This is a genomic window from Winogradskyella arenosi, from assembly GCF_003337305.1.
In the GTDB taxonomy this organism is placed as follows: Bacteria; Bacteroidota; Bacteroidia; order Flavobacteriales; family Flavobacteriaceae; genus Winogradskyella; species Winogradskyella arenosi.
Genome location: NZ_QPJO01000001.1, coordinates 449,859 through 472,987 on the forward strand (window position 1 = coordinate 449,859; position 23,129 = coordinate 472,987).

Below are 23,129 nucleotides of genomic sequence, written 5' to 3' on the forward strand. Positions count from 1 at the left end.
CAATATCGTTTATTAAATTAATCGAATAGATTAATTAGGTTTAAAATAAAAAATTGGGGAATTTCTGGAATGAGGCTCACCTTCCACACCTTGTGGTAATAACTCTCCTGTAACGGTATTTATTATTCCAACTTCTTCCCTACCATCACCATCTATAAAATACTCAAAAGTACTTTCATCAGTATCATAACCTATTGAGGCTCGTCCTATAAACGAATAACCATCAGAATTATCAGTAATTAAATTGCCTTGTAAATCTGTTAAATATTCGTGGACTTGATAACTAATTTCCTTTCTTCCGATTAGAAATTGATGCTCGGCATCACCAAAAGCTTTAAAAAAGTTGTAATTAAAGTTGGTGTGCTCTCCAACTAAACTAAACGTATCTAAATCGATAATCTTTGTTTTTTGAGTTGAAGAATTAAACACATCTTGAATAATAACTAATTTATTAGACGCTTGAAGATAACTAATTCCTTCTATACCAAAATTAGGAATACCAAAGGTTGAAGTTACATTTTGAGTTTCTACCAACGCTCCATTCTCAAAAGTTTTTAAAAGAATATTTGAATCGTCTTCAGTAACTAAAAAATGATATCTATTTTCTGATTCCATAAAGACACCAGACATTAAATAATCATTTTCATCAAAATTAATATCAGAAGATTGAACCATATAGTGGTAATTTCTATTCTCGTATAGGTCTTGTAAATCAATGTAATTCAACTTAAAACCTGAATAAAAATCACTTCTAGAAATAAAGTACAACCGTTTAGATTGTACTTTATTATAATAGCCTAAAATGCTCAAATAATACTCAGAAGAGCTACTTTCAAAAATCACCTTATTTGATTGGTCACCTATGAAAACGAGATCTCCATCATAATCTAAGAGTACTTTATATCTTATATCTGTTACTTCTGAAGAGGTATCATCAGAATCACAGCTAAAAAAGAAAAATAATAAGAAGATGTATTTAAACAACCTCATATATTAATCTAATATCGCAGCGATACCTGGTAACGTTTTACCTTCTAAGCTTTCTAACATAGCACCTCCACCAGTACTTACATAACTTACTTTGTTTTCGAATCCAAATTGTTTTACAGCAGCAACAGAATCACCACCACCAACTAAAGAAAACGCTCCGTTTTTAGTTGCATTGGCTATAGAGTTACCTAATTCAATGGTTCCTTTTGCAAAACTTTCCATTTCAAACACACCTAAAGGTCCATTCCAAAGAATCGTTTTACATTGGTTTACAACAGTATCAAAAATCTCGATAGATTTAGGCCCAGCATCTACACCTTCCCAACCATCAGGGATAGCTGTAACATCACAAAATTGTGTATTCGCCGTATTACTAAAATCATCAGCAGCAACTACATCTACAGGTAAATGTACCTTTACACCTTTAGCTTCTGCTTGTTTTAAAATATCTAAAGCCAATTCCATTTTGTCATCTTCACAAATAGAATTACCAATTTTACCACCTTGTGCTTTAATAAAAGTAAAGGTCATACCTCCACCAATAATTAAATGGTCTACTTTATCTAAAATATTCTCGATAACGGTAATTTTAGATGACACTTTTGCACCACCAAGAACGGCTAAGACTGGTTTTTCACCATCTTCCATTACTTTTTTGATGCTTTCTATTTCCTGTGCTAATAGGCTTCCAAAACATTTGTGTTCCGGAAAAAACTCAGCAACGATTGTGGTAGACGCATGAGCTCTATGAGCAGTACCAAAGGCATCGTTTACATAGATATCACCTAACTTAGATAATTGCTCTGCAAAATCTTTATCCCCTTGCTTTTCTTCTTCGTGAAAACGTAAATTTTCTAATAATAATATTTCTCCAGGTTGTAATGCTGCAGCCATTGCTTCAGCCTCAGCCCCAACACAATTGTCGGTAAACTTGACTTCAACACCCAATATATCTTCAATTTTTGGAACAATATGCTTTAAAGAAAATTCATCTTGCACCCCTTTCGGTCGTCCTAAATGCGACATTAAAACACAGCTCCCTCCGTCTTCTAAAATCTTAATTATCGTTGGTTTTGCAGATACAATTCTTGTTGCATCAGTAACTTCAAACTGATCATTTAACGGCACGTTAAAATCTACTCTGATTAATGCTTTTTTATCCTTAAAATTAAAGTCGTTCAATGTTTTCATGATATATATTTTATAACACAAATATAAAGATTAGAAACATAAATATTTTATATAGTTTTGCTTAATATCGAATCCTTGTAGAATTTAACCTTTAAATTAAATTTACAACGGAAAAGCAGCTAATAATCCCATAAAATCAACCCTCTTAAGTGAGGTTAACCTATAATAGAATTCATTTCATGTTATTTTCTGAAGTTTTAGGTCAAAACCATATAAAAAAACACCTTACCACGAGTGTCGATGCCGGCAGAATTGCCCACGCTCAACTCTTTGTTGGGGCTGAAGGAACCGGTACCCTCCCTATGGCTTTAGCCTATGCCCAATATATACTTTGCCAAAATACCGATGGTGAAAATACAGGAGGTTTAGAGGCCTGCAATATTAAGTTTAAAAACTATTCGCACCCCGATTTGCATTTTGCTTTCCCGGTAACCACAAGCGATAAAGTAAAGAGTAAACCTGTCTCTAAATTCTATTTAGAAGAATGGCGACAACTTTTAAACCAGCAACCTTATGGAAATCTTTTTGATTGGTATAAACTATTAGGTGTCGATAATAAACAAGGTATTATTGGTGTTGAAGAAGCCATGGATATTGTAAAATCACTAACGCTAAAATCTTTTGAAGGCGGTTATAAGGTGATGATTATTTGGATGGCTGAAAAAATGAATATCCCTAGCGCCAATAAACTTTTAAAACTTATTGAAGAGCCACCAGAGAAAACCATCTTTCTTCTAATTACTGAAGATGAAGAGCAAATTATTAATACGATAAAATCACGTTGTCAGGTGTTGCACTTTCCGCCTTTAGCAGAAGAAGCCATTGTAGAAGGTTTAGTTAAAAATTACCATATTGAAGAAGCTGTAGCGATTAAAATAGCGCATCAGTCTAATGGGAATTACAACAAAGCGTGCGACCTTATTTATAATGACAGTGAAGATATTCAGTTTGAAAAATGGTTTGTGCTATGGGTACGTTCTGCATTTAAAGCACGAGGAAACAAAGCCGCTATTCACGATTTAATTTCGTGGTCTGAAGAAATTGCGAAAACGGGACGTGAAACCCAAAAGAAATTTCTGAACTTCTGTCTTAATTATTTCCGCCAAGCTTTACTGATGAATTACAATGCGAACGACTTGGTATACTTAGAACCAAAATCAGAAAATTTTAAACTAGAAAAATTCGCCCCTTTTGTGCATGATAATAATATCATGGAGATTGCAGAAGAATTACAAGACGCCATTTACCATATAGAACGAAATGGAAATTCTAAAATTATCCTCACCGATCTCTCTATAAAACTAACGCGATTATTGCATAAAAAAAGTCAAGCTTCATAGCTTGACTTTTTTATTTCCTAATAAAACTTAGGGTTATTTTTTCGCTTTATATTCAGCGTTAAGAGCTTCAAGAATTTCGTCCGTTAAATCGTTAGCCTCTTTACCATACATTACACTTCTAGAAGCATCACTAGTTCCAAAAATATAAGTATATCCATTAGTTTCTGCATACGCTTTTACAAAGTCTACCACTTCTACAATAGAAGAATCTATTTCTGTCTGAAACTCGGTTTGGAATTTCTGCTGCTCAGCTTTCATTTGCTGCTCTACCATTTGCCATTTTTGCTGAAATGGTTGTGCTGCGGCTTGCTGTTGCTTTTCTGACATTGTTCCTAATTTCTGCTGCAACTCCACCACTTCCTTTTGGTAAGCTTGCGCTAAACTATCACTCTTCTTTTGTGAAGCGACATCTCTAGCCTGATACTTTTCTTCAATATCAATTTTTCCTTGATAGTCATTAATCAATTCTGAATTATTTATAAAACCCGTTTTTTCTGTTTGAGCGCAAGATGCTAAAACCACTAATGCACCTAAGCTTAAGATTATTTTCTTCATAATTTATATTAAAATTAATTTCTACAAATGTATAAAAGTTAAGCAGGCATTTAACGAATTATTTAACTATTGACATTTTCTATGCTTACAAATATCAATAATTAACAAAATCTATTAAAAACAAATCCAAATAAAGCGTTTTAAGCGGGTTTTACATTTTTTTATAACAACAGTACATTTATCCTAAAAATAAAGCCACAGCGTCTTTTAAATTAAGAATTCGACTTATTTAAGACGTAAATAAGGGACGAATAGGATTTTGTACGGCGTGCCTTAAGATTAGAGCGCCAACCGATCCAAAATGCTTTAAACAGATTCATAACGCCAGTCTTGTACTTCTCAGAAAGCAAGGACACATAGTACGCATCAAATTTCATCGGGAGCGTTTTTACCACAGCCATCTGATGATTTTGAAATAATTTTGAAATAGACGTTTTAGAAAAGTGCCATAAATGTCTTGGCACATCATAAGCAGCCCAAAAGTTTTTATAATAAGCCGCATCGTAACTTTTATAATTAGGAACTGCAATCACTAAAGTGCCCGTTGGTTTTAAAAGTGATTCTAACAATTGTATATGCTGTTCAAGATTTGGCAAATGTTCCAAAACATGCCAAAGCGTAATCACATCAAAACTATTCGGTTTTAATTGCGCTAAGGTTTCGCTATTAAAAACAACCCCGTTCGTTTTTGTATTCGCAATCTGTCGCGCTTTCTCATCCGGTTCAATACCGGTAACCTCCCACCCGCCTTTAAGAGCCGTCTCTAAAAAATCGCCTGTTCCACAACCAATATCTAAAAGTGTTTTAGATTTTGTCTTAAACGAATTTATAAGTTTTAATTTTCGTTTTAATGCCAAACCTCTTACAATATGGTAAACATATTCCAACGTATTTCGCTTGGTATCGGTGTGCGAAATATAATCTTCACTTTTATAATAAGCCGCTAATTGTTCTTCTTTGGGTTGCGGCACGGTTTCCAACATATCAAATTCCGCATTGTACATTAATTGGAATTCTTCCTTAGAAACGGAATGATCTTTTACTTTAATATAGATTGAATTTTCGCTTAACACTAACGTTGTTTATTTTTATGAAGTTCCATTTTAAACAGAACGAAAAGTCTCTTTTTTTTAATTTAATTCTGAAAGCTAAACCTTAAATTGAAACACCATAATTCTTCGGCATTTTAAAATTCGAGATATGCTTTTACTAAAAAATTGATTCTGATTAGCATTTTTTATCCTTACAATAAACCCTAAAATCAGAATCAATTTCTTCAATTGTTTCACGTGGAACATTAAAATTTTAAAACTCTAAGGTCAGCACTCTAATAAAATTAGCGTCCTAAGTAAACCAATAAGACCGAAATATCATTTGGTGAAACGCCACTAATTCGAGACGCCTGCGATATGGTTACCGGTTCAATTTTACTTAATTTTTGACGCGCTTCTATACTCATAGATTTCAGTATTGAATAATCGAAACCAGCAGGAATTTTTAAATTCTCAAGTCGATTAAGCTTATCAGCGTTGTTCTTTTCTTTAGCAATATACCCGGCGTATTTCACTTGAATTTCGGTCTGCTCAATAACTTCTTGATCTAAATTATTAGACACAATATAATCATCTACGGCTTTAAATTGTCTTACATCGTCAATCGTAATATTAGGTCGTGCATACAATTTAAACATCTTATCTTGCTGCTTCACCGGGGCTGATTTTTTAGATTCTAAAACCGGATTTGCCTCTTCAGGAGTTACACTCGTATCCCTAAAAAATTGAACAAAGTCATCAGATTTTGACTGCTTTTCCTCCATACGCTTTAAACGTTTTTCAGAAGCTAAACCTAAATCAAAACCTTTAGGCGTTAATCTAAAATCAGCATTATCTTGTCGTAATAAGGTTCTATATTCCGCACGAGAGGTAAACATTCTATAAGGCTCTTCTGTACCCTTTGTAATTAAATCGTCAATCAAAACTCCAATATAAGCCTCATCACGCTGTAAGGTAAACGCTTCTTTTTCCTGCACTTTTAGACTGGCATTTATACCCGCCATTAAACCTTGAGAAGCTGCTTCTTCATAACCAGTAGTTCCGTTAATTTGCCCTGCAAAATACAAGCCATCGACCAACTTGGTTTCTAAAGTATGCTTTAATTGTGTTGGTGGAAAATAATCGTATTCTATCGCGTAACCCGGTCTAAAGAATTTTACATTTTCAAAACCAACTACAGAACGCAATGCTTTAAATTGTACATCCTCTGGAAGCGACGTTGAGAACCCATTGATGTAATATTCGCAAGTATTCCAACCTTCCGGTTCCACAAATAATTGATGACGATCCTTATCTGCAAAGCGGTTAATTTTATCTTCAATAGACGGACAATAACGTGGCCCTACACTTTGAATTCTTCCGTTAAACATCGGCGAACGATCAAAGCCTTCACGAAGTAAATCATGAACCAATTCACTCGTGTAAGACATATGACAAGAGCGCTGTTGTGTTAGCGGTTTTGTAGTATCTAAATACGAGAATTTATGCGGATGCTCATCACCAGGTTGCTCAATCATTTTAGAGAAATCTAAAGAACGACCATCTACCCGCGGAGGCGTTCCGGTCTTCATTCTCCCTGATTCAAATCCTAAGTTTACGAGTTGTTCTGTTATCCCTGTTGCGGCCCTTTCTCCTGCTCTACCACCACCAAAGTTTTTATCTCCAATATGAATTAAACCATTTAAAAAAGTACCGTTAGTAAGTACAACAGATTTCGCCCTGACTTCAATTCCTAAAGAGGTTTTAACACCGACCACTTTATGATTTTCAACTAACAATCCAGAAACCATCTCCTGATAGAAATCTAAATTCTCAGTCCCTTCAAGGAGCATTCTCCAATCCTCAGCAAAACGCATACGATCACTCTGTACCCTCGGACTCCACATCGCTGGTCCCTTAGATTTATTAAGCATTTTAAATTGAATCGCAGAGGTATCAGAGACGACTCCACTATACCCACCAAGCGCATCAATTTCGCGCACAATTTGCCCTTTAGCAATCCCACCCATAGCAGGATTACAAGACATCTGTGCAATATTCTGAAGGTTCATGGTAATTAATAAGGTCTTACTTCCCATATTTGCAGCCGCCGCGGCAGCTTCACTCCCAGCATGTCCTGCACCAACTACGATAACATCGTAAACTTCATTAAACATAATTCATTTCTTTAATTGTTCCACGTGGAACATTTTCGATTTTACTTTCGTAGAATCCTATTTCAATACTATAACTAAGCTCGTATTCTATGCCATACTATTATACGATAACGCAACTAACAACTTGCAAATATACGCTTAAAGCCCGACTTAAAAATCCCGCTTTGCTAAATACCAATCTTCTTTAGATCGCATCACTTTTTCATCGGCTTCAGTCTTGTCTTTGTAACCGCAATAATGAAGAACCCCATGCACCATGACCCGGTTAATTTCATCCTTAAAGGAAACTTTAAAATCCTCGGCATTATCCTTTACACGGTCTACAGAAATATAAATATCGCCATGAAGTTCTTTCCCTAAAGAATAGTCAAAACTGATCACATCCGTAAGGGTATCATGATCTAAAAAATCGACATTCAATTGGTGTAAATAATCATCAGAACAAAAGATATAATTAATCTCTCCTTCATTACAATTTTCTTCTGTGATGGTCTTTGAAATCCAATCTGAAATTTGATCGGCCTGCTCTAAACTAAAGGCCGTTTCGTAATTAAAACTTATCATTTATAATGCTTTATTAACGAATGTAAACGCATCCGTTTTCTTATTATACGCTAAATATCTAAAGGTTGTTTTTGTAAATACCGTAGAAGTATGTTTTAATTTTTTATTCTCTTCTAAGGTCTTAATATAGGCTTTCTTATCGATCTCTTGGTATAAGGTTTCACTAGAGGCCCCATCCACTACTCCACCCGAAGCATCAATAGTAATTTCAAAATAACTCTTATTCTCACCAACAAAATAATAATCGCTAACTGCAGCAGGACCAAATGAAGGTACAGAATGTCTCATATTCTGTTGCATCATTAATTGCATTTGTTGCATCTGCCAATGGTGATGCCACCACCAATCGTAACGGTAATTATAAGTGTTTTTATTTACAAAATCGAAACGCACTTTTAACTTATTATCCTTAGTCGCGTTAATCGTCACTGTAGGTTCATTAACCTTCTTTGACGCTTGTTTTACAAACGCCTTAGTACTCTCAAAATTGTCCGCACTAAGCGATGGTTTTACATTCATAAGATCAGTAGAACTTTTAAAATCTGAATCGATTCCGAAGACATCTAAAACCGCCACTTCTTTTCCTAATTGCAATTGGTACAACTTATCATTATTTACATAAGAGGTACTTTTTTTAATTTTTAAATCTGGTTTTTCCCCACCAAAAACTAAGGTCTTTGCCGTCTGTTCTGAATCTCCATCTAAAGGAATTTTAACCACATTAGTTAAAGCCTCCTTAGTATTTTCTTCAGTAATTAAAACCGAAGTTCCATCACTATAGGCTCTAAACGTACTAATAGAACCATTAGCCACAAACTCATCATTATTAATAGCGTCAAGGTTACTATTAGACAAGGCCTTTAGAAAATCGGTAGAAGAAGCATCCGCTTTTACCGTAATTGTATTGATGGTTTCTGCTCCTTTAACATCAATAATTTTAACCTCTTCTTTATCGGAAAAGACCATTAAATTCTTATCCTTTTTTCTAATCAAGGTTTTAAAATCATCCGTTTCAATAGCCTCTGAAATTGAAGACGCGCCCGAACTTAAATTAAGATCTACAACGTTAATCATCTCATCGCGCCCAACCTTAGATTGGGTCACTAAACTTAAAATATCGTCGTTGTTATGAAAGGATAAAACGGAGGGTAACTTCTCAAAAATAACGGCCTTTACTTTGATGATTTCTTCCTCTTGATACAGATAAGGTATAATTTCAAAATTCTTGGTATCGGTGTTCTTTGCTATAATTAAATGGAAACTATTTTCACCTTCGGTATTCCCAGAAAAGGTCCCTTCTATTTTATAATGATCCGCTAAATGTATGGAATTTACAACCTCTAAATTAGGCGGTGCATGTAAGGCAAAAAGAGTAACGAAGAGTACGACTAATGTTTTCATATAATTTATGGTTTTGATTGATAAAATTCAATAACATATAAGCACACAAAAACACTATAGACTATTCTTCTTCACGTTTAAAGTACTCCTGTATTTTCTTTTTTAAATGCTCTTGCAAAGGTAAGGCTTGGCGATTTAAAATTTCAGTGGTATTAAAATATTGTTTCGCCGTTTTAATCGGGTCCACCTGATTTGGATTAAAGCTTTCGGTACTCGTTTCCGATTTACGCTTTTTATCTTGTCCTTGCATAAAAGTGGCATTCTCCATTTTTAGCAACTGATGCTGCACATCCATCATTTTTTGTAAGGTCTGATTGGTGAATCCCGTATTCAATAAATCTAATTCAATAGCCTCCATTTGCCGTATTAATTGACCGGCCGATTGTATGGTGCCATCTTTAGTTAAACGGTCCTCTAAGGCCTGTCTAAGTTGTTGCTGCTGCTGATATATTTTATACAACTCAGCGTTTTGCTCTTCAGATCCGCCTTCTCCATAACCATCATTCTTCTCCCCTTCACCATCGCCGTTAGGACCGTCACCTTTGCCTTTGCCTTTGCCTTTTTGCCCATTTTTGCCTTGCTGACCTTTAGAATTTCCTTCACCATCTTGTCCATTTTCTCCAGATTGTCCCGATTGACCACTTTTACCTTGCTGTCCTGATTGACCGTTTTCACCGGATTCGCCTTGTTGTCCTTCATTACCCGATTGCCCTTGCTCTCCTGGTTTTTCCCCTTCGCCTTCTTTTCCAGATTCACCAGGTTTTTCACCTTCACCTTTTTCTTTACCCTCCTCACCAGAGCTTCCTTCTTTACCTTTTTCAACGCCTTCTTCCATTTTTTTATTGAGCTCTTCTTGACTCATAATAATATCTGGAAGCGACTCGCCATCACCTTCACCTTGTCCCATTTGAGGCTGCATCGCCATTTCCATTTGATCTAAAAAATCACTAAGAAAATTAGCCAATTCATTGGTAGCAGTAACCGCATATTGTTGGGCGCCTACACCGAGGTAAATATTGTTTTCTGTTAATTGCGATAAGGCTTTATCAATATTAAAATAGACCTCGGTAATTTGTTTATTAACGTGTTCTGAAAGTTTAGGTTGACGCATAGAAAGGGCAAATAAACTATCGTCTATATGCTCAAAATGCCCACGGAGATTGCTCTGTTCTATGATATAACTTCCATACTTATTACTATTACTATCTAAATCTTCAAAAGTCTTCATAAGCGCCTCTTGATCAAAAGAATAATTTAATAAATTCTCTAAAATTTGACGTAGCGTATCCATATCTTCCGCATCTTGGCTACCACCACCGCCGCCACCAGACATAGACTGCTCTAATATTTCTGCCATCTTACGCATCTTCTTAGCAGCACTCTTTTGCTTTTCTTTGGCCTTTTCTTGCGCTTCTTGTGCTGCTTTAGGGTCTTGGTCACCTTCCTTCTTTTCCTGAGATTCTAGAGCCTCTTTCGCCGCCTTTTGATCGTATTTTATTTCATCCTCTAAAAATTCATCAGTAGGCACCTTCATCGGTTTCCTTAACTTTCTATCTTCACTTTTAAGGTCTTCTAAATCCTCTTGAAGTTGGTTAAATTCTTTATTCAATTCCTCTTGAGCGGCTTTCGAATTTTTATCTTTAGATTCTGATAGCTGCTCTTGCTTGTCGGATAATTCTTTCAATTCATTTGAAATCTTTTCCGCCTTCTTCATCACATAAAAACGTTTCGTCAACTCTAAAAGCTGTTGCATACTTCGTTTTTTATTCTTGTTTTGCTTGGCTAACTCTTCAAGTTTTTGCGTGAATTGTTCCTTATTAATTTTGTCCTTTAATTTCTCAAGTTCTTCAAGAAGCTTTTCATCTTTCTTAAGTTGTTCTTCATTATCTTTTAAACGTTCAATAAGATCGTCTTTAAAAGGATGCTCTTTCTGCTCTTCTTTTTGAAATTCTTGTAAATTGTCTTGAAGCTTTTTGTTGAAATTTTTCATCAACTGCTCCTGATTCTTCTGACGCTTTAAGAAGTCTTCAAATTTCTTTTTGTCATTAAAATTTAAACGTTCCTTTTCTTTTTGAGTTTTTGAAAATTCATCGAGACTCTTATCTTGCTCTTCAAGTTTTTGAAACGTTTTACTAATATCTTTGATGGTTTCACTTTGCTCATTAAGCTGTTTCTCCTCCGTTTCTTCTTTCGTTAATTTACGGTAATTAAACGTCGCGCTCTTGGTACGCTTATACTGATGGATGGCATCATTATCAAAAACTTCAAAATAGAGTTGGTAACTCACCCCCTCTTCTAAGTTAAATTGATTTGGAAAAGCACTAACAAATTCACTAAAATTAGCTTTGATCAAAGCCATGGGTACCACCACTTTTTTAGAACTGTCTTCAGCAGGATAATACACCATTTGCAATTTGCTTAAGCCGTAATCGTCGCTGGCCTGACCATAGAAATATAAACTTTGTTGATCTATAGAATCCTTTTGCACCTTTATAGTCAACTCCGGATGAAGATCCTTAACCACACTTATATTATAAGCTAAGTTTTCGTAATCCTTTAAATCTTGATTACTGGTGGTAAGGTTATAATTATAATGCTTAAAAAGTTGCTTGGTGGCTTCAAAATTGTCTTTAGCCTTTGCTGTAAACGTTAAGGTATCGTCAGCCAAAATTTGCACCTTAGTTGTCGCTTTGGTTTTGGCTTTCCATGTGACTTTGGTTCCTTCAGGAATGACAGCAGATCCTGTACTTTTTAAAACTTCATCTTGCTTTTGAGTATGAGCCGGATAATCTAAGACCATATCAAAATTGACAAGATTTGGTGTGTTCACCACCTGAAGTTGATAAGATTTTGAGGTTACTCCATTAGCCGTTAACCTAAATTCTAAAGCATCCTTAGGAAGGGTAAACGTATATTGAAATTGTCCTGGAGTTATAGGTTGTAAAAAATAAGACTGCCCGTTAAATTTAATTTCTGCATTTTCCGGAATCACCTCTCCTGCTGTAGACACATGGAGCTTAAAATCTTTATTTTCTACCGCCTCTAGCGATTCATTTAAAATAAAGAATTGAAACGGAGCCGGTGGTTCATAAGCCGTTTTGTAATTAACCACACGCTCATAGCTATCACTAAACCAATTTATTTTACCACTCACTAGAGAGACAACTAAAATAAGCACCGGAATCGCGGCATATTTTAAATATTTGGCATTCGATTTAAAATTAATAGCCGCTTTAAACGGAATGGATTGGAGTTCTAAAGACTTTTGTTCAATACTGGCAAGTAGTAGATCCGATTGTTGCGGACTTTGATTAAGCTGAAGGACGTTAAGCAACTTATCGTTAACTTCAGGAAAGTGATTACCAATTAAGGCCGAAGCCGTTTCAAAATTAATCCCTTTTCTCAGGTTGAATAAATGGAGTAACGGCAGCGCAATAAATTTTATAAAAAGCGTTACTTCTACGACCACAAACAGCCAAAATAAAATCGTCCGTGCGGTCGGATTTAACCATAATACATATTCAATAAATAAGGTTACCATAAAATAAAGCAAACCCATGGCAAAAAACAGAATAGCACCCTTTAGTAACGCATTGGTATAATACCGTTTAATGAATTCCTCTAATTTGCTTTTTATGGTTTCAAAATTGCTCATATATGATTCTAACTGACTAAACTACAATTTTATTTTTACTGTAATCGCCTCAAAATTGGTAAGATTCTGTTAATAATAGCCCTTTTTGTTGGAATATTTAGTTGAAATGCCTCGATTTTTAATTTTAAGCGCATTCAACACCGCTAATTTTTGAACTTTATTTTAGCACTATCGATAAAAAAGTATAGCCCTCACCCTTCCTACTTCACAGTGATAATTTTATCTTTGCACGAAATTCTGAAATAAATTCAGATTTACAAACCATTACGAAATTCTGTTATGTCTCAAAAAGTACGTGTGCGATTTGCACCAAGTCCAACAGGACCTTTACATATAGGTGGTGTAAGAACCGCTTTATTTAACTATTTATTTGCCAAGAAACATGGTGGTGACTTTGTTCTTAGAATTGAAGATACAGACCAAAACCGTTACGTAGAAGGCGCAGAAGATTACATTATACAATCTTTAGATTGGTGTGGAATGCCTTTTGATGAAGGTCCTGGAAAAAATGAAAAATTTGGTCCTTATAGACAAAGCGAACGTAAGCATTTGTACCGACAATATGCAGACGATTTAATTGCTAGCGGAAACGCGTATTACGCCTTTGATACAGCTGAGCAATTAGATGCTGAACGAAAAGGTCATGAAGCGGAAGGAAAAACATTTATCTACAATTGGCATAACCGTGAAAAAGGCCGCTTAGTCAACTCTTTAACCTTAAGCCCTGAAGAAACTAAAGCTAAGATTGAAGCTGGTGACGATTATGTGATTCGTTTTAAATCGCCACAAGATGAAACCCTACATTTAAAGGATATCATTAGAGGTAACATAAAAATTGACACTAATATTTTAGATGATAAAGTCTTATTTAAGAGTGATGGGATGCCAACCTACCACCTTGCTAATATTGTTGACGATCATTTAATGGAAATTACCCACGTGATTCGTGGTGAGGAGTGGTTACCTTCTTTAGCGTTACACCAATTATTATACAATGCTTTTGGTTGGAAGGCTCCAGAATTTGCCCACTTACCTTTAATTTTAAAACCAACAGGAAAAGGAAAGTTAAGCAAACGTGATGGTGATAAAATGGGATTCCCTGTATTTCCTTTAGAATATAACGCCGCAGATGGTAGCGTTTCTAGAGGATATAAAGAAGATGGTTATTTCCCTGAAGCTGTAGTTAACTTTTTAGCCTTTTTAGGATGGAATCCTGGTACCGAGCAAGAAATATTTAGCTTAGAGCAGTTAATTTCTGATTTCGATTTAGAAAAAGTGCATAAAGCAGGTGCACGTTTTGATCCCGATAAAACAAAATGGTTTAACCACCATTATATGCAACAACAGTTAGACTTAGATTTAGCGACTCAATTTAAAGCGATTCAACCAGAATTAGCGGAAATGGACGTTAATTACATTGCTTTAGTTGTAGGCTTAATTAAAGAACGTGCCACTTTTGTTAGCGATTTTTGGAACCTAAGTCACTTTTTCTTTACCACACCAACTTCCTTTGATGAAAAAGCTTCGAAAAAAGCACTTAAAGAAGGAACTGCTGATATCTTAAATAAGGTAATCGCCCTCGTTAATGCCACTGAAGATTTTACCGTAGAAAACCTTCAAACTGAAATTAAAGGTTGGATTACCACTAATGAGATTGGATTTGGAAAAGTAATGATGCCCTTAAGACTTGCCTTAGTTGGTGCCTTACAAGGTCCGGATGTATTTGATATTATGTTTATGATAGGAAAAGCAGAAACGGTTAAGCGTATCGAAAATTTAGTGCATACATTATAATTTATTGATACCTTTAAGATTCACTAAACAGTACCAACCATGCAATCTAATTATAAACTCGTTTTACTCCTATTTTTAGGGCTCAGTTTAAATGCCTTTGCTCAAACCAAAGCTGACGCTTTAAGAGACGCTAAAATAACGTCTAAAGCCGCAAAAGAGATGGATTTCGATCTGGTCTTAAAGCACACCTTACCTTCTGTCTTAGATATGATGGGTGGCAAAGATGCGGCTTTATCAGTTCTAAAAGCGACTTTTGAAGGCATGGAAGACCAAGGTTTTGTCTTTGAGAAGGCTAATGTTGTAAGTGTTTCTGAAGTGGTAGAAGAACAAGGCCAATACCGTTGTTTGGTAGAAAGCTATAAACAAATGCTTATGTCGGGGCAACGTATTTCTTCTACAAGTCACCTTTTAGGAATTTATAACGAGGCCGATAACTATTGGTGGTTTATTGAAACAAAGCAATTAAACAATAACGCTATGACTACGGAAATTTTACCGAATTTTAAAACGGGAATCGAAATTCCGGAAGATAGCGTGAGCATGGAAGCAGTCAAGTCTTAAATGGACTAGTTTTTATCCCATAAAAAAAACCTCATAATCTAAATTATGAGGTTTTTTTATGTTCAAATAAGACTAATTATCAAGCGTTTTCGTCTAAAACTTACTTAGAGTTCTGAAGCTTCAGCCACTAACAATTCATTCTTATCCGCTTTAGCTTTTGCAATAAACTCATCTATAGCTTCATTACGTTCTAAGCCTTTATTGAGTAGCACCTTTAACGCGATTAAAGTGGCAATACGTGTTCCTACTTTTTTAACTGCAGTACCAAATAATGGCTCTAATTCTTCATAAGCTACCTCTTCTGCAAGCTTTATGATTTCTGCCTTAGATTTTTCTTGTTTGGCCTCTGGGACATTGGTATATTTTTTACCTAATTGTTGTATCACACTTATCGCCGATCGTTTTTGCTGTGGGGCTTTAGTTTTATTTTGTCCTGGATTATTCTGCGTTTTTGGCTTTTGTTTAGCCCAACTGTCTCTTAAACCTACCGTTTTATTAAAGACTAAATGCTCAGTGGTAGAATCATCATCCACATTAAAATACCCTAAACGTTGAAATTGAAACTGCTCCCCTACTTTAGCCTCGGCTAAACTTGGTTCTAAATATCCTGTTTTCAGGGTTAGAGATTTCGGGTTAAGATGTTCCATAAAATCTTTATCCTTATCACTGTCTGGCGACTCGTGCATAAATAAACGATCGTACTCTCTAATTTCAGCTTTAATCGCATGTTTTATAGACACCCAATGGAGCGTACCTTTCACTTTTTTAGTGGTATCTTCATCATACGTACAGTGAATTTCAGTGATGTTCCCGTCCACATCTTTCACCACATCATTGGCTTGTATGATGTAAGCATTCTTTAAACGCACCTCACCACCAAGTTTTAACCTAAAGAATTTACTACCTGCTTCTTCCTTAAAATCTTCCTTTTCAATATAAATTTCTCTAGAAAAAGGCACTTTTCTAAATCCGGCGCTGTCATCCTCTTGATTATTTTCAGCATCTAACCATTCTTCTTTCCCTTCAGGATAATTCGTGATGACCACTTTTACAGGATCTAAAACCGCCATAACACGGTTTGCCGTTTTATTTAAATCTTCACGAATACAAAACTCAAGTAAAGACACATCGATTACATTTTCGCGCTTAGCAACCCCAACTTTTTTAATAAATTGACGTATAGAATTTGGTGTATAGCCACGACGACGTAAGCCAGAAATAGTTGGCATACGTGGATCATCCCAACCTGAAACGACACCTTCTTCTACCAATTTAAGCAATTTACGCTTACTCATTATGGTATAGCTTAAATTTAAACGGGCAAATTCGCGCTGTTTTGGTAACATTGGGTAATCTCCTTCTGCATATTGGTACACATGTTCTTTAAACCAATTATAAAGTTCACGGTGCGGTTTAAATTCTAAAGAACATAAAGAATGTGAAATTTGCTCTATATAATCGCTTTCCCCATGGGTCCAATCGTACATTGGGTAAATGCACCAATCGTTACCCGTGCGGTGATGCTCGGCATACATAATACGATACATCATAGGATCGCGCATAAGCATATTAGGGTGCTCCATATCTATTTTCGCACGTAAAATATGGGTCCCAGCAGGAAATTCGCCCGCTTTCATACGTTGAAATAAGTCTAAATTTTCTTCAACACTACGATCTCTATACGGACTGTTTTTCCCAACTTGTGTTGGTGTTCCTTTTTGTTCAGCAATAGCTTCAGAAGTTTGGCTGTCTACATAAGCTTTCCCGTCCTTTATCATTTGAAGGGCCCAATCGTATAACTTCTGAAAGTAATCTGAAGAATACAATTCATTTTCCCATTGGTAGCCTAACCACGCAATATCTCTCTTAATAGCATCCACATACTCTTGTTCTTCTTTTGATGGATTGGTATCATCAAATCTTAAGTTTACCGGAGCGTTATAGGTTTCTCCTAAGCCAAAGCTTATTCCTATAGCCTTAGTATGTCCTATATGCAAATACCCATTAGGTTCTGGTGGAAAACGAAATCGAAGTTTATCTTTTGCTAAGCCATTAGCTAAATCTTCCTCTATAATATGCTCAATAAAATTGAGTGCTTTTGTTTCTTCTGACATGCTTTTCTTTATAATTAACTGTTGAATATTTTAGGCCATTAAACCAGTCTAAAACGCAAAACCATCTTACACTCCTATTCTGCTATAAGACCCTACAAAATTACACAAATTGTGGGTATAATACTGTAACATTTTCACTGTGGTTTACACTTATCTATTGAACCTAAAACTATAATAATGATGAACTACCAATGTCCTAAATGTAATAACACGACCTATACCGTAGATCAGATGCGTGCCACGGGTGGAACTTTTTCTAAAATATTTGATATTCAAAATAAGAAATTTACTTCAGTGACTTGTAAAAAATGTACCTATACTGAATTTTATAAGGCTAAAACCAGTGCGATTAGTAACATTTTTGATTTGTTTACCAGCTAATATAAAAAACGGAAAAGTCTTGGTTGCCCATTATTTTAAAAGCGCCAATTTTAGCCTATTTTTGTAGTATGGGAAAAATTAAAGTTGAAAATATAAGAGTTTTTGCAAACCACGGCTGTTTAAAAGAAGAAACTGCTATTGGTAGTGATTACCGTGTAGATTTAGTTATTAAAGCGAATTTGCAAACGTCTGCCGTTTCTGACGAACTTAATGATACTGTAGATTACGTTTTACTCAACAAGGTGGTTAGAGAAGAAATGGCGATTCCGTCTAAACTTTTAGAAACCGTTGCTAAACGAATTTTAGACCGTGTTTTTGAGGAAGAATCGTTAATTACTAAGGCTACTGTAACCGTGAGCAAAATAAATCCGCCCATAGGTGGTGACGTTGAGATGGTTAGAATAAAAATGAGTCAGAAGCGAAAAAAGTGATGCTAATTAGGGGTTAACGTTAATAATTTTTATATTTGCGCTCTCAATGTACAATTGAGAATCCTATTTACAATATATAGGGTGTCGTGGCCGAGTGGCTAGGCAGTGGTCTGCAACACCATCTACAGCGGTTCGAATCCGCTCGACACCTCAGAAAATGAACCTCTAAGATCTCTTAGAGGTTTTTTTATGTTTTAAATTTTAAAAATATTCAGATGAATTGAAACGCGGTACGAAGTCTAACGCTTATAAGATCCTCAGAAAAACTCTAAGAAACCTTATGATAGCCCTATTTTTTTAACTTTTAGGAAAGTTTAGATGAATAAATACGTTGTTGGAATCTTATCGTTTTTGCGACCACAGAAAATCATCAAGAAAACACAATGGTAGCCTTATTTATTAATCTAGGAAAAAATAGATTCATAATTACACGGTTTAAAGCCGCTAAACAACTAAACAACCTCTAAGATCTTTTGCTGTTTATTTATGCTCAATATGTAAGCTTTAAATCAGATAAGTCTTCACTTCTACCGTATTTTAAATAGGTTTTAAGACCTTAAACCTAAATTGCTTGAACTGTGTTTCATTTTGAATTTAATGGACGTCAAAGAGGCTTTAAAGCTTAAATAGCCTTTTCCGAATGAACTGGAGAAAAGAAGTTGAACGGAATACTAGGAAGTACTGAAATTTAAATCGGATTCACGTTTTCTAACTGCTCAATTCCTCTTTCATAGAGATCAGGAAACAAGCCTTGGCTGAGTAATATAATCCCAAAAACTAAAATCACTAAAGCTACAATCTTCTTCGTTTTAAAAATACGACGCGGCGTCAGTTTACTTTTTAGACGTTTTGCCGCCGCTATTTTAACCAGATCGGTTAAAAAATAAGCTAACAACATGGTTACAATGAAAACGGTCACCCCATTTTCTGACTTGGTTATAGAGGTACCAATAACAATAAAGCCCAACCAACCGAGTAATACCCCAATATTGATAAAATTTAAAAGGAAACCTTTGATAAATAGCATGCCGTATTTCTTTTTAGGCAAGGCTATTTTATGGTGTTCTCTTACAATAGTTCTAAAGGATTTAGAGGTTTTAATAAAACTAATAAGTCCGTAAATAACCAAGAGCGCACCCCCGAAGACGAGTAGTTTAGGATCGTCCTTAATTTTCTCTAACAAGGAATCGGTACTGAGAAAAATGACAAAGATGAAAACAACATCTGCCAAAATAACTCCTAAATCAAAAATAATGGCACTAGTAAAGCCTTTGGTAGCACTAGTTTCTAATAATACAAAAAAAACTGGACCAATAGTAAAGGCTAATATAATTCCGAAGGGAATGGCTGTTAAGATATCGTCTAACATGTAAAAACTTGCGGTTTTTACAAAGGTAAGAAACTCAAGGCATATTACATACGTTTTATTGTACCTCCAAGCATTGTACTTTCATTAACCTCTTTAGGTTTACCATAGATAAATACACTACCACCTGCTTTAACTTTGGCATCTACCGTTTCTGAAGCATTGATATAAGCTTCACCTGCAGCATTTATACTGACTTGGGTATGTGCTGTAATCAAGGATTTAGCATTAACCTCGCCACCCGTATAAATGGAGATATCTTGCTGTTCAGAGCGTCCTGAAACGTTGATAAGCCCACCCGTTACAGCTCTTAAATTAGCATAAGTGGTTTCTAGTTCCGCAGTGATTTCAGCACCTTCTTGGGTTCTTAAATCAATTTCATACTGTTTTAATGGAGCTTTAAGCGTCACCTTAGCGCCTTCATTAGCATCTATTTCATCTACAGACGTAAAATACAATTGTACCACGGTGTCTTCACCATCGTAACTTTCTCTGATGTTCATTCTAATTTTCAGCTTTCCGTTGTTATTTACAACTTCTACATCTTTTCTGTTTTTACCAAAAATGACTACTTTATTTTCATTAGAAGCAATCATCTTAAGATGAATTAAATCAAAAACCTTAACAGTTGAAAAACTACCTATGTTTTTTTCTATAGACTCTTGAGCATTTATAAAAAGTGAACTACACAAAAGACATAACAGCAAAATATTTTTCATTACAATAACTTATTTTAAGGTCATTATTTTTTTACTAAATAACCATTTTAGTTGAATTTCCTCTCCCGATTGTTTTTTAACGATCCGACGCTGCGGCGTTAAAACCACAGTAATTACGGCCGATGCCACTGCTAATACCATTGAATTAATATCTTCAAAAATAAATTGAAGCATAAAACGTACGGCTACATAAATAACGGCGAATATGACAAAAACGTATACGCCAGCTTTGGTACTTGTTTTCATTATAGGATCACTTTTACAGCCGTACCGGTTACGGAAACCATGGTATAATTATGGGTTGTTAATTCTATTTCAACTTTTATGCCAACAACAGCATTGGCTTTTAATTTATTGGCATTGTCCAATAAATTTTGAAAGGCTTCTTCCTTTACGGTTTCAATACTCGATTGTATTTTACCGTAATATTTAGACATACTAAAGCCCATACCAATGCCCTCTTTGTTCATGGAGACCCCAGTAACAATACCGAGGTAGTTTACAATATTATACCCTTCAATAGAATTTGTCGTTGTAAGAATCATGTTTAAAATGTTTATGTATAAGACCTCATTAGGCCCAAACGTTACACTAAAAATTTAAGCTTCGTCTTCAGTTTCCGGTTTTCCCACCATATAAAAATCCAAATGCTTTTTCACTAAATCGGCATTTTTCACTTTTACAATAACTTCATCACCTAACTGGTACATGGTTCCGGTTTTGCTTCCAATCATAGCATACTGATCTTGATCAAACTGGTAGTGGTCGTCTTTCATATCTCTAACACTAACCATCCCTTCACATTTATTGGAAATAATTTCAATATAAATTCCCCAATCAGTAACTCCAGAAATAACGCCTAAGAATTCTTCATTTTCATGATCCTGCATAAAACGGATTTGCATGTACTTAATAGAATCACGTTCGGCTTTGGTGGCTAAGTACTCCATATTACTCGAGTGTTTACAACGTTCTTCGTACACCTCTTGGTTGGCCGATTTTTCGCCGTCTAAGTACTGTTGTAAAAGTCGGTGGGCCATAACATCGGGATAACGACGTATTGGCGATGTAAAATGGCTATAATAATCGAAGGCTAAACCGTAATGCCCAATATTGTGCGTGGTATACTCGGCCTTAGACATGGTTCTAATGGTAAGCGTATCGACTAGATTTTGCTCTTTTTTACCAACAACATCTTTAAGTAAATTATTTAAAGACGAAGAAATACTGCCTTTATCTTTAAAATTTAATCGGTGACCAAAACGTCCAACCACAGTTTGCAGTTGTGCCAGTTTAGATTCGTCCGGTTCATCGTGAACACGATACACAAACGTTTTTTCTGGTTTTTGCTTCCCAACAAATTCTGAAACTTTTCGGTTGGCTAATAGCATGAATTCTTCAATCATTTTATTAGCATCTTTACTGGTTTTAAAGAACACCCCAACCGGATTAGCCTCTTCATCTAAATTGAATTTCACTTCAACCTTATCAAAAGAGATTGCCCCATCGCGCATTCGTGCATTTCGCATTTTTCGCGCAAGCTGATTCATTTTTACTGTGGCCTGTGCAATTTCGGTAGTAGTTTGGTATTCTTCACCCGTTAATGATACTTCCTGCGGAATAGTGGTCTCTATTTTATCTGGGTGTTTTAAAACATCGACGTCATTGAGACCGGCATTGTTCTCAATAATAGCTTGAGCTTCTTCATAAGCAAAACGCGCATCAGAATACGTCACGGTTCTTCCAAACCACTGGTCTTTGATTTCACATTTTTCATTCATCTTAAAAACCGCCGAAAAAGTATATTTTTCTTCATGTGGACGTAAGGAACAAGCGCCATTAGATAAAACCTCTGGTAACATAGGCACCACACGATCTACTAAATAAATAGAAGTAGCACGCTCATAAGCTTCATCATCTAACACGGTACCTGGTTGCAAGTAATGTGAGACATCGGCAATATGAATTCCGATCTCATATAAGCCATCATCTAGAATTTTAAAGGATAAGGCATCATCGAAATCTTTGGCGTCCTTAGGATCGATGGTAAAGGTTAAATCTTTACGCATGTCGCGTCGTTTCGCAATCTCTTCGGCTTTAATTTCCAAATCAATATTATTGGCGTAAGCTTCGACCTCATGAGGGAACTCACTTGGTAAGCCATACTCTGCCAAAATGGAATGAATTTCGGTGCTGTGTTCTCCAGGTTTTCCTAACACCTGAATAACTTTTCCATTTGGTGAATCGGCTTTTTCTGGCCAATCTTCTAAAGACACCAAAACTTTGTCGCCATCTTCGGCTTTGTGAATTTTGTTTATCGGAACAAAAATATCGGTATACATTTTATTGTTGTCCACCACCACGAAAGCAAAATTCTTTTTGTCGTGAATTTGGATGGTTCCGACATATTCACTTTTGGCCCGTTTTACAATATTGGTAATCTCACCTTCTTGTTTGCCTCTGTGCTTTCTTTTGTACGCGTAGAATTCTACTTCGTCTCCATGTAAGGCTTTATTAATATTATTTGAGGCTATAAAAATATCGTCTTCAAAATCGTCTGAAATAATATAACCATTTCCTTTAGAAGCCATATCTAAAATTCCGGTATGGTATTCTGTATTAACGACAGCTTTAAACTTTCCACGATCTACTTCTTCAATTTCTTTTTTGGCTTTAAGTTGTTGAAGTTTTTTTATAATCTGGTTACGACTACTCGCATCATTGACGCCAAGCTTAGCTGCAATTTGTTTATAGTTGAAAGTTGATTTTCTATCTTTTTTTAAAATACTAAGAATTGTATTTGTAAGGTTGGAAATCTTATTATGTGAAGGTTTCCTTTTTCTCTTTTTTGTCATTTAA

General features: G+C 35.5%; 19 protein-coding genes and 1 tRNA gene. 6 read left to right on the plus strand and 14 right to left on the minus strand.

What is annotated here, in order from left to right; all coding sequences use genetic code 11:
• Window positions 1-30 precede the first annotated feature (30 nt).
• Complete coding sequence (locus tag DFQ08_RS01865) at window positions 31-990, minus strand: hypothetical protein (RefSeq protein ID WP_114308096.1); 960 nt, start codon at window positions 988-990, stop codon at window positions 31-33.
• A 3-nt stretch (window positions 991-993) separates the two neighbouring features.
• Window positions 994-2,181: a phosphoglycerate kinase gene (locus DFQ08_RS01870; RefSeq protein WP_114308097.1), complete on the minus strand. Its 1,188-nt coding sequence runs from the start codon at window positions 2,179-2,181 to the stop codon at window positions 994-996.
• A gap of 179 nt (window positions 2,182-2,360) precedes the next feature.
• Between DFQ08_RS01870 and DFQ08_RS01875 the strand changes: the two genes are divergently transcribed.
• The gene (locus DFQ08_RS01875; RefSeq protein ID WP_114308098.1) at window positions 2,361-3,521 is read left to right on the plus strand and encodes a DNA polymerase III subunit; all 1,161 of its coding nucleotides are present in this window, start codon (window positions 2,361-2,363) and stop codon (window positions 3,519-3,521) included.
• 33 nt (window positions 3,522-3,554) lie between these two features.
• Here DFQ08_RS01875 and DFQ08_RS01880 read toward each other — a convergent pair whose 3' ends face one another.
• The 6 genes from DFQ08_RS01880 to DFQ08_RS01905 all read right to left on the minus strand — a co-directional run bounded on the left by DFQ08_RS01880 (window position 3,555) and on the right by DFQ08_RS01905 (window position 12,904).
• A complete protein-coding gene (locus DFQ08_RS01880; RefSeq protein WP_114308099.1) occupies window positions 3,555-4,076 on the minus strand; it encodes an OmpH family outer membrane protein in 522 nt (173 codons plus the stop codon).
• A 212-nt stretch (window positions 4,077-4,288) separates the two neighbouring features.
• On the minus strand, window positions 4,289-5,149 hold the full coding sequence (locus DFQ08_RS01885) for a class I SAM-dependent methyltransferase (protein ID WP_245935349.1): 861 nt from the start codon (window positions 5,147-5,149) through the stop codon (window positions 4,289-4,291).
• 263 nt (window positions 5,150-5,412) lie between these two features.
• A complete protein-coding gene (gene mnmG, locus DFQ08_RS01890; RefSeq protein WP_114308100.1) occupies window positions 5,413-7,284 on the minus strand; it encodes a tRNA uridine-5-carboxymethylaminomethyl(34) synthesis enzyme MnmG in 1,872 nt (623 codons plus the stop codon).
• A 150-nt stretch (window positions 7,285-7,434) separates the two neighbouring features.
• Window positions 7,435-7,848 carry an rRNA maturation RNase YbeY gene (ybeY, locus tag DFQ08_RS01895; protein ID WP_114308101.1) on the minus strand — a complete coding sequence of 138 codons (414 nt, stop codon included), beginning with the start codon at window positions 7,846-7,848 and terminating at the stop codon, window positions 7,435-7,437.
• Window positions 7,849-9,249, minus strand: a complete 1,401-nt coding sequence (locus DFQ08_RS01900; protein ID WP_114308102.1) for a hypothetical protein — start codon at window positions 9,247-9,249, stop codon at window positions 7,849-7,851. It abuts the gene before it with no gap.
• A 61-nt stretch (window positions 9,250-9,310) separates the two neighbouring features.
• Window positions 9,311-12,904 (minus strand): collagen-like triple helix repeat-containing protein, encoded by a 3,594-nt coding sequence (locus DFQ08_RS01905; protein WP_114308103.1) that lies wholly within the window; start codon window positions 12,902-12,904, stop codon window positions 9,311-9,313.
• A gap of 279 nt (window positions 12,905-13,183) precedes the next feature.
• Here DFQ08_RS01905 and gltX point away from each other — a divergent pair, with 279 nt between their 5' ends.
• Window positions 13,184-14,698, plus strand: a complete 1,515-nt coding sequence (gltX, locus tag DFQ08_RS01910; protein ID WP_114308104.1) for a glutamate--tRNA ligase — start codon at window positions 13,184-13,186, stop codon at window positions 14,696-14,698.
• A 39-nt stretch (window positions 14,699-14,737) separates the two neighbouring features.
• The gene (locus DFQ08_RS01915) at window positions 14,738-15,259 is read left to right on the plus strand and encodes a hypothetical protein (RefSeq protein ID WP_114308105.1); all 522 of its coding nucleotides are present in this window, start codon (window positions 14,738-14,740) and stop codon (window positions 15,257-15,259) included.
• Window positions 15,260-15,363: 104 nt separating this feature from the next.
• On the opposite strand, the gene DFQ08_RS01920 is transcribed toward DFQ08_RS01915, so the two are convergent.
• Complete coding sequence (locus tag DFQ08_RS01920; protein ID WP_114308106.1) at window positions 15,364-17,373, minus strand: glutamine--tRNA ligase/YqeY domain fusion protein; 2,010 nt, start codon at window positions 17,371-17,373, stop codon at window positions 15,364-15,366.
• A gap of 180 nt (window positions 17,374-17,553) precedes the next feature.
• Here DFQ08_RS01920 and DFQ08_RS01925 point away from each other — a divergent pair, with 180 nt between their 5' ends.
• The 3 genes from DFQ08_RS01925 to DFQ08_RS01935 all read left to right on the plus strand — a co-directional run bounded on the left by DFQ08_RS01925 (window position 17,554) and on the right by DFQ08_RS01935 (window position 18,336).
• Entirely contained in the window at window positions 17,554-17,754 is a 201-nt protein-coding gene (locus DFQ08_RS01925; RefSeq protein WP_181858356.1) for a zinc ribbon domain-containing protein, read from the plus strand.
• Between the two features lie 68 nt (window positions 17,755-17,822).
• On the plus strand, window positions 17,823-18,185 hold the full coding sequence (folB, locus tag DFQ08_RS01930) for a dihydroneopterin aldolase (RefSeq protein ID WP_114308108.1): 363 nt from the start codon (window positions 17,823-17,825) through the stop codon (window positions 18,183-18,185).
• 80 nt (window positions 18,186-18,265) lie between these two features.
• Window positions 18,266-18,336 (plus strand) — tRNA-Cys (locus DFQ08_RS01935).
• A gap of 537 nt (window positions 18,337-18,873) precedes the next feature.
• On the opposite strand, the gene DFQ08_RS01940 is transcribed toward DFQ08_RS01935, so the two are convergent.
• From DFQ08_RS01940 to DFQ08_RS01960, 5 genes are read right to left on the minus strand one after another with little or no spacing between them, the layout of a single operon-like run.
• On the minus strand, window positions 18,874-19,554 hold the full coding sequence (locus DFQ08_RS01940) for a LysE family translocator (RefSeq protein WP_114308109.1): 681 nt from the start codon (window positions 19,552-19,554) through the stop codon (window positions 18,874-18,876).
• A gap of 44 nt (window positions 19,555-19,598) precedes the next feature.
• Window positions 19,599-20,270 carry a head GIN domain-containing protein gene (locus DFQ08_RS01945; protein ID WP_114308110.1) on the minus strand — a complete coding sequence of 224 codons (672 nt, stop codon included), beginning with the start codon at window positions 20,268-20,270 and terminating at the stop codon, window positions 19,599-19,601.
• Window positions 20,271-20,279: 9 nt separating this feature from the next.
• A complete protein-coding gene (locus tag DFQ08_RS01950) occupies window positions 20,280-20,516 on the minus strand; it encodes a hypothetical protein (protein ID WP_114308111.1) in 237 nt (78 codons plus the stop codon).
• Entirely contained in the window at window positions 20,516-20,815 is a 300-nt protein-coding gene (locus tag DFQ08_RS01955; protein WP_114308112.1) for a YbjQ family protein, read from the minus strand. The genes DFQ08_RS01950 and DFQ08_RS01955 overlap by 1 nt, the downstream gene beginning before the upstream one ends.
• A gap of 54 nt (window positions 20,816-20,869) precedes the next feature.
• Window positions 20,870-23,125, minus strand: coding sequence for a ribonuclease R family protein (locus DFQ08_RS01960; RefSeq protein WP_114308113.1), 2,256 nt, complete (start codon window positions 23,123-23,125; stop codon window positions 20,870-20,872).
• Window positions 23,126-23,129 lie beyond the last annotated feature (4 nt).

Bases quoted from the DNA above. Each gene is read 5' to 3' on its own strand.
- DFQ08_RS01865 (WP_114308096.1), bottom strand. From the start codon at position 990: ATGAGGTTGTTTAAATACATCTTCTTATTATTTTTCTTTTTTAGCTGT.
- DFQ08_RS01870 (WP_114308097.1), bottom strand. From the start codon at position 2,181: ATGAAAACATTGAACGACTTTAATTTTAAGGATAAAAAAGCATTAATC.
- DFQ08_RS01875 (WP_114308098.1), top strand. From the start codon at position 2,361: ATGTTATTTTCTGAAGTTTTAGGTCAAAACCATATAAAAAAACACCTT.
- DFQ08_RS01880 (WP_114308099.1), bottom strand. From the start codon at position 4,076: ATGAAGAAAATAATCTTAAGCTTAGGTGCATTAGTGGTTTTAGCATCT.
- mnmG (WP_114308100.1), bottom strand. From the start codon at position 7,284: ATGTTTAATGAAGTTTACGATGTTATCGTAGTTGGTGCAGGACATGCT.
- ybeY (WP_114308101.1), bottom strand. From the start codon at position 7,848: ATGATAAGTTTTAATTACGAAACGGCCTTTAGTTTAGAGCAGGCCGAT.
- DFQ08_RS01900 (WP_114308102.1), bottom strand. From the start codon at position 9,249: ATGAAAACATTAGTCGTACTCTTCGTTACTCTTTTTGCCTTACATGCA.
- DFQ08_RS01905 (WP_114308103.1), bottom strand. From the start codon at position 12,904: ATGAGCAATTTTGAAACCATAAAAAGCAAATTAGAGGAATTCATTAAA.
- gltX (WP_114308104.1), top strand. From the start codon at position 13,184: ATGTCTCAAAAAGTACGTGTGCGATTTGCACCAAGTCCAACAGGACCT.
- DFQ08_RS01915 (WP_114308105.1), top strand. From the start codon at position 14,738: ATGCAATCTAATTATAAACTCGTTTTACTCCTATTTTTAGGGCTCAGT.
- DFQ08_RS01920 (WP_114308106.1), bottom strand. From the start codon at position 17,373: ATGTCAGAAGAAACAAAAGCACTCAATTTTATTGAGCATATTATAGAG.
- DFQ08_RS01925 (WP_181858356.1), top strand. From the start codon at position 17,554: ATGAACTACCAATGTCCTAAATGTAATAACACGACCTATACCGTAGAT.
- folB (WP_114308108.1), top strand. From the start codon at position 17,823: ATGGGAAAAATTAAAGTTGAAAATATAAGAGTTTTTGCAAACCACGGC.
- DFQ08_RS01940 (WP_114308109.1), bottom strand. From the start codon at position 19,554: ATGTTAGACGATATCTTAACAGCCATTCCCTTCGGAATTATATTAGCC.
- DFQ08_RS01945 (WP_114308110.1), bottom strand. From the start codon at position 20,270: ATGAAAAATATTTTGCTGTTATGTCTTTTGTGTAGTTCACTTTTTATA.
- DFQ08_RS01950 (WP_114308111.1), bottom strand. From the start codon at position 20,516: ATGAAAACAAGTACCAAAGCTGGCGTATACGTTTTTGTCATATTCGCC.
- DFQ08_RS01955 (WP_114308112.1), bottom strand. From the start codon at position 20,815: ATGATTCTTACAACGACAAATTCTATTGAAGGGTATAATATTGTAAAC.
- DFQ08_RS01960 (WP_114308113.1), bottom strand. From the start codon at position 23,125: ATGACAAAAAAGAGAAAAAGGAAACCTTCACATAATAAGATTTCCAAC.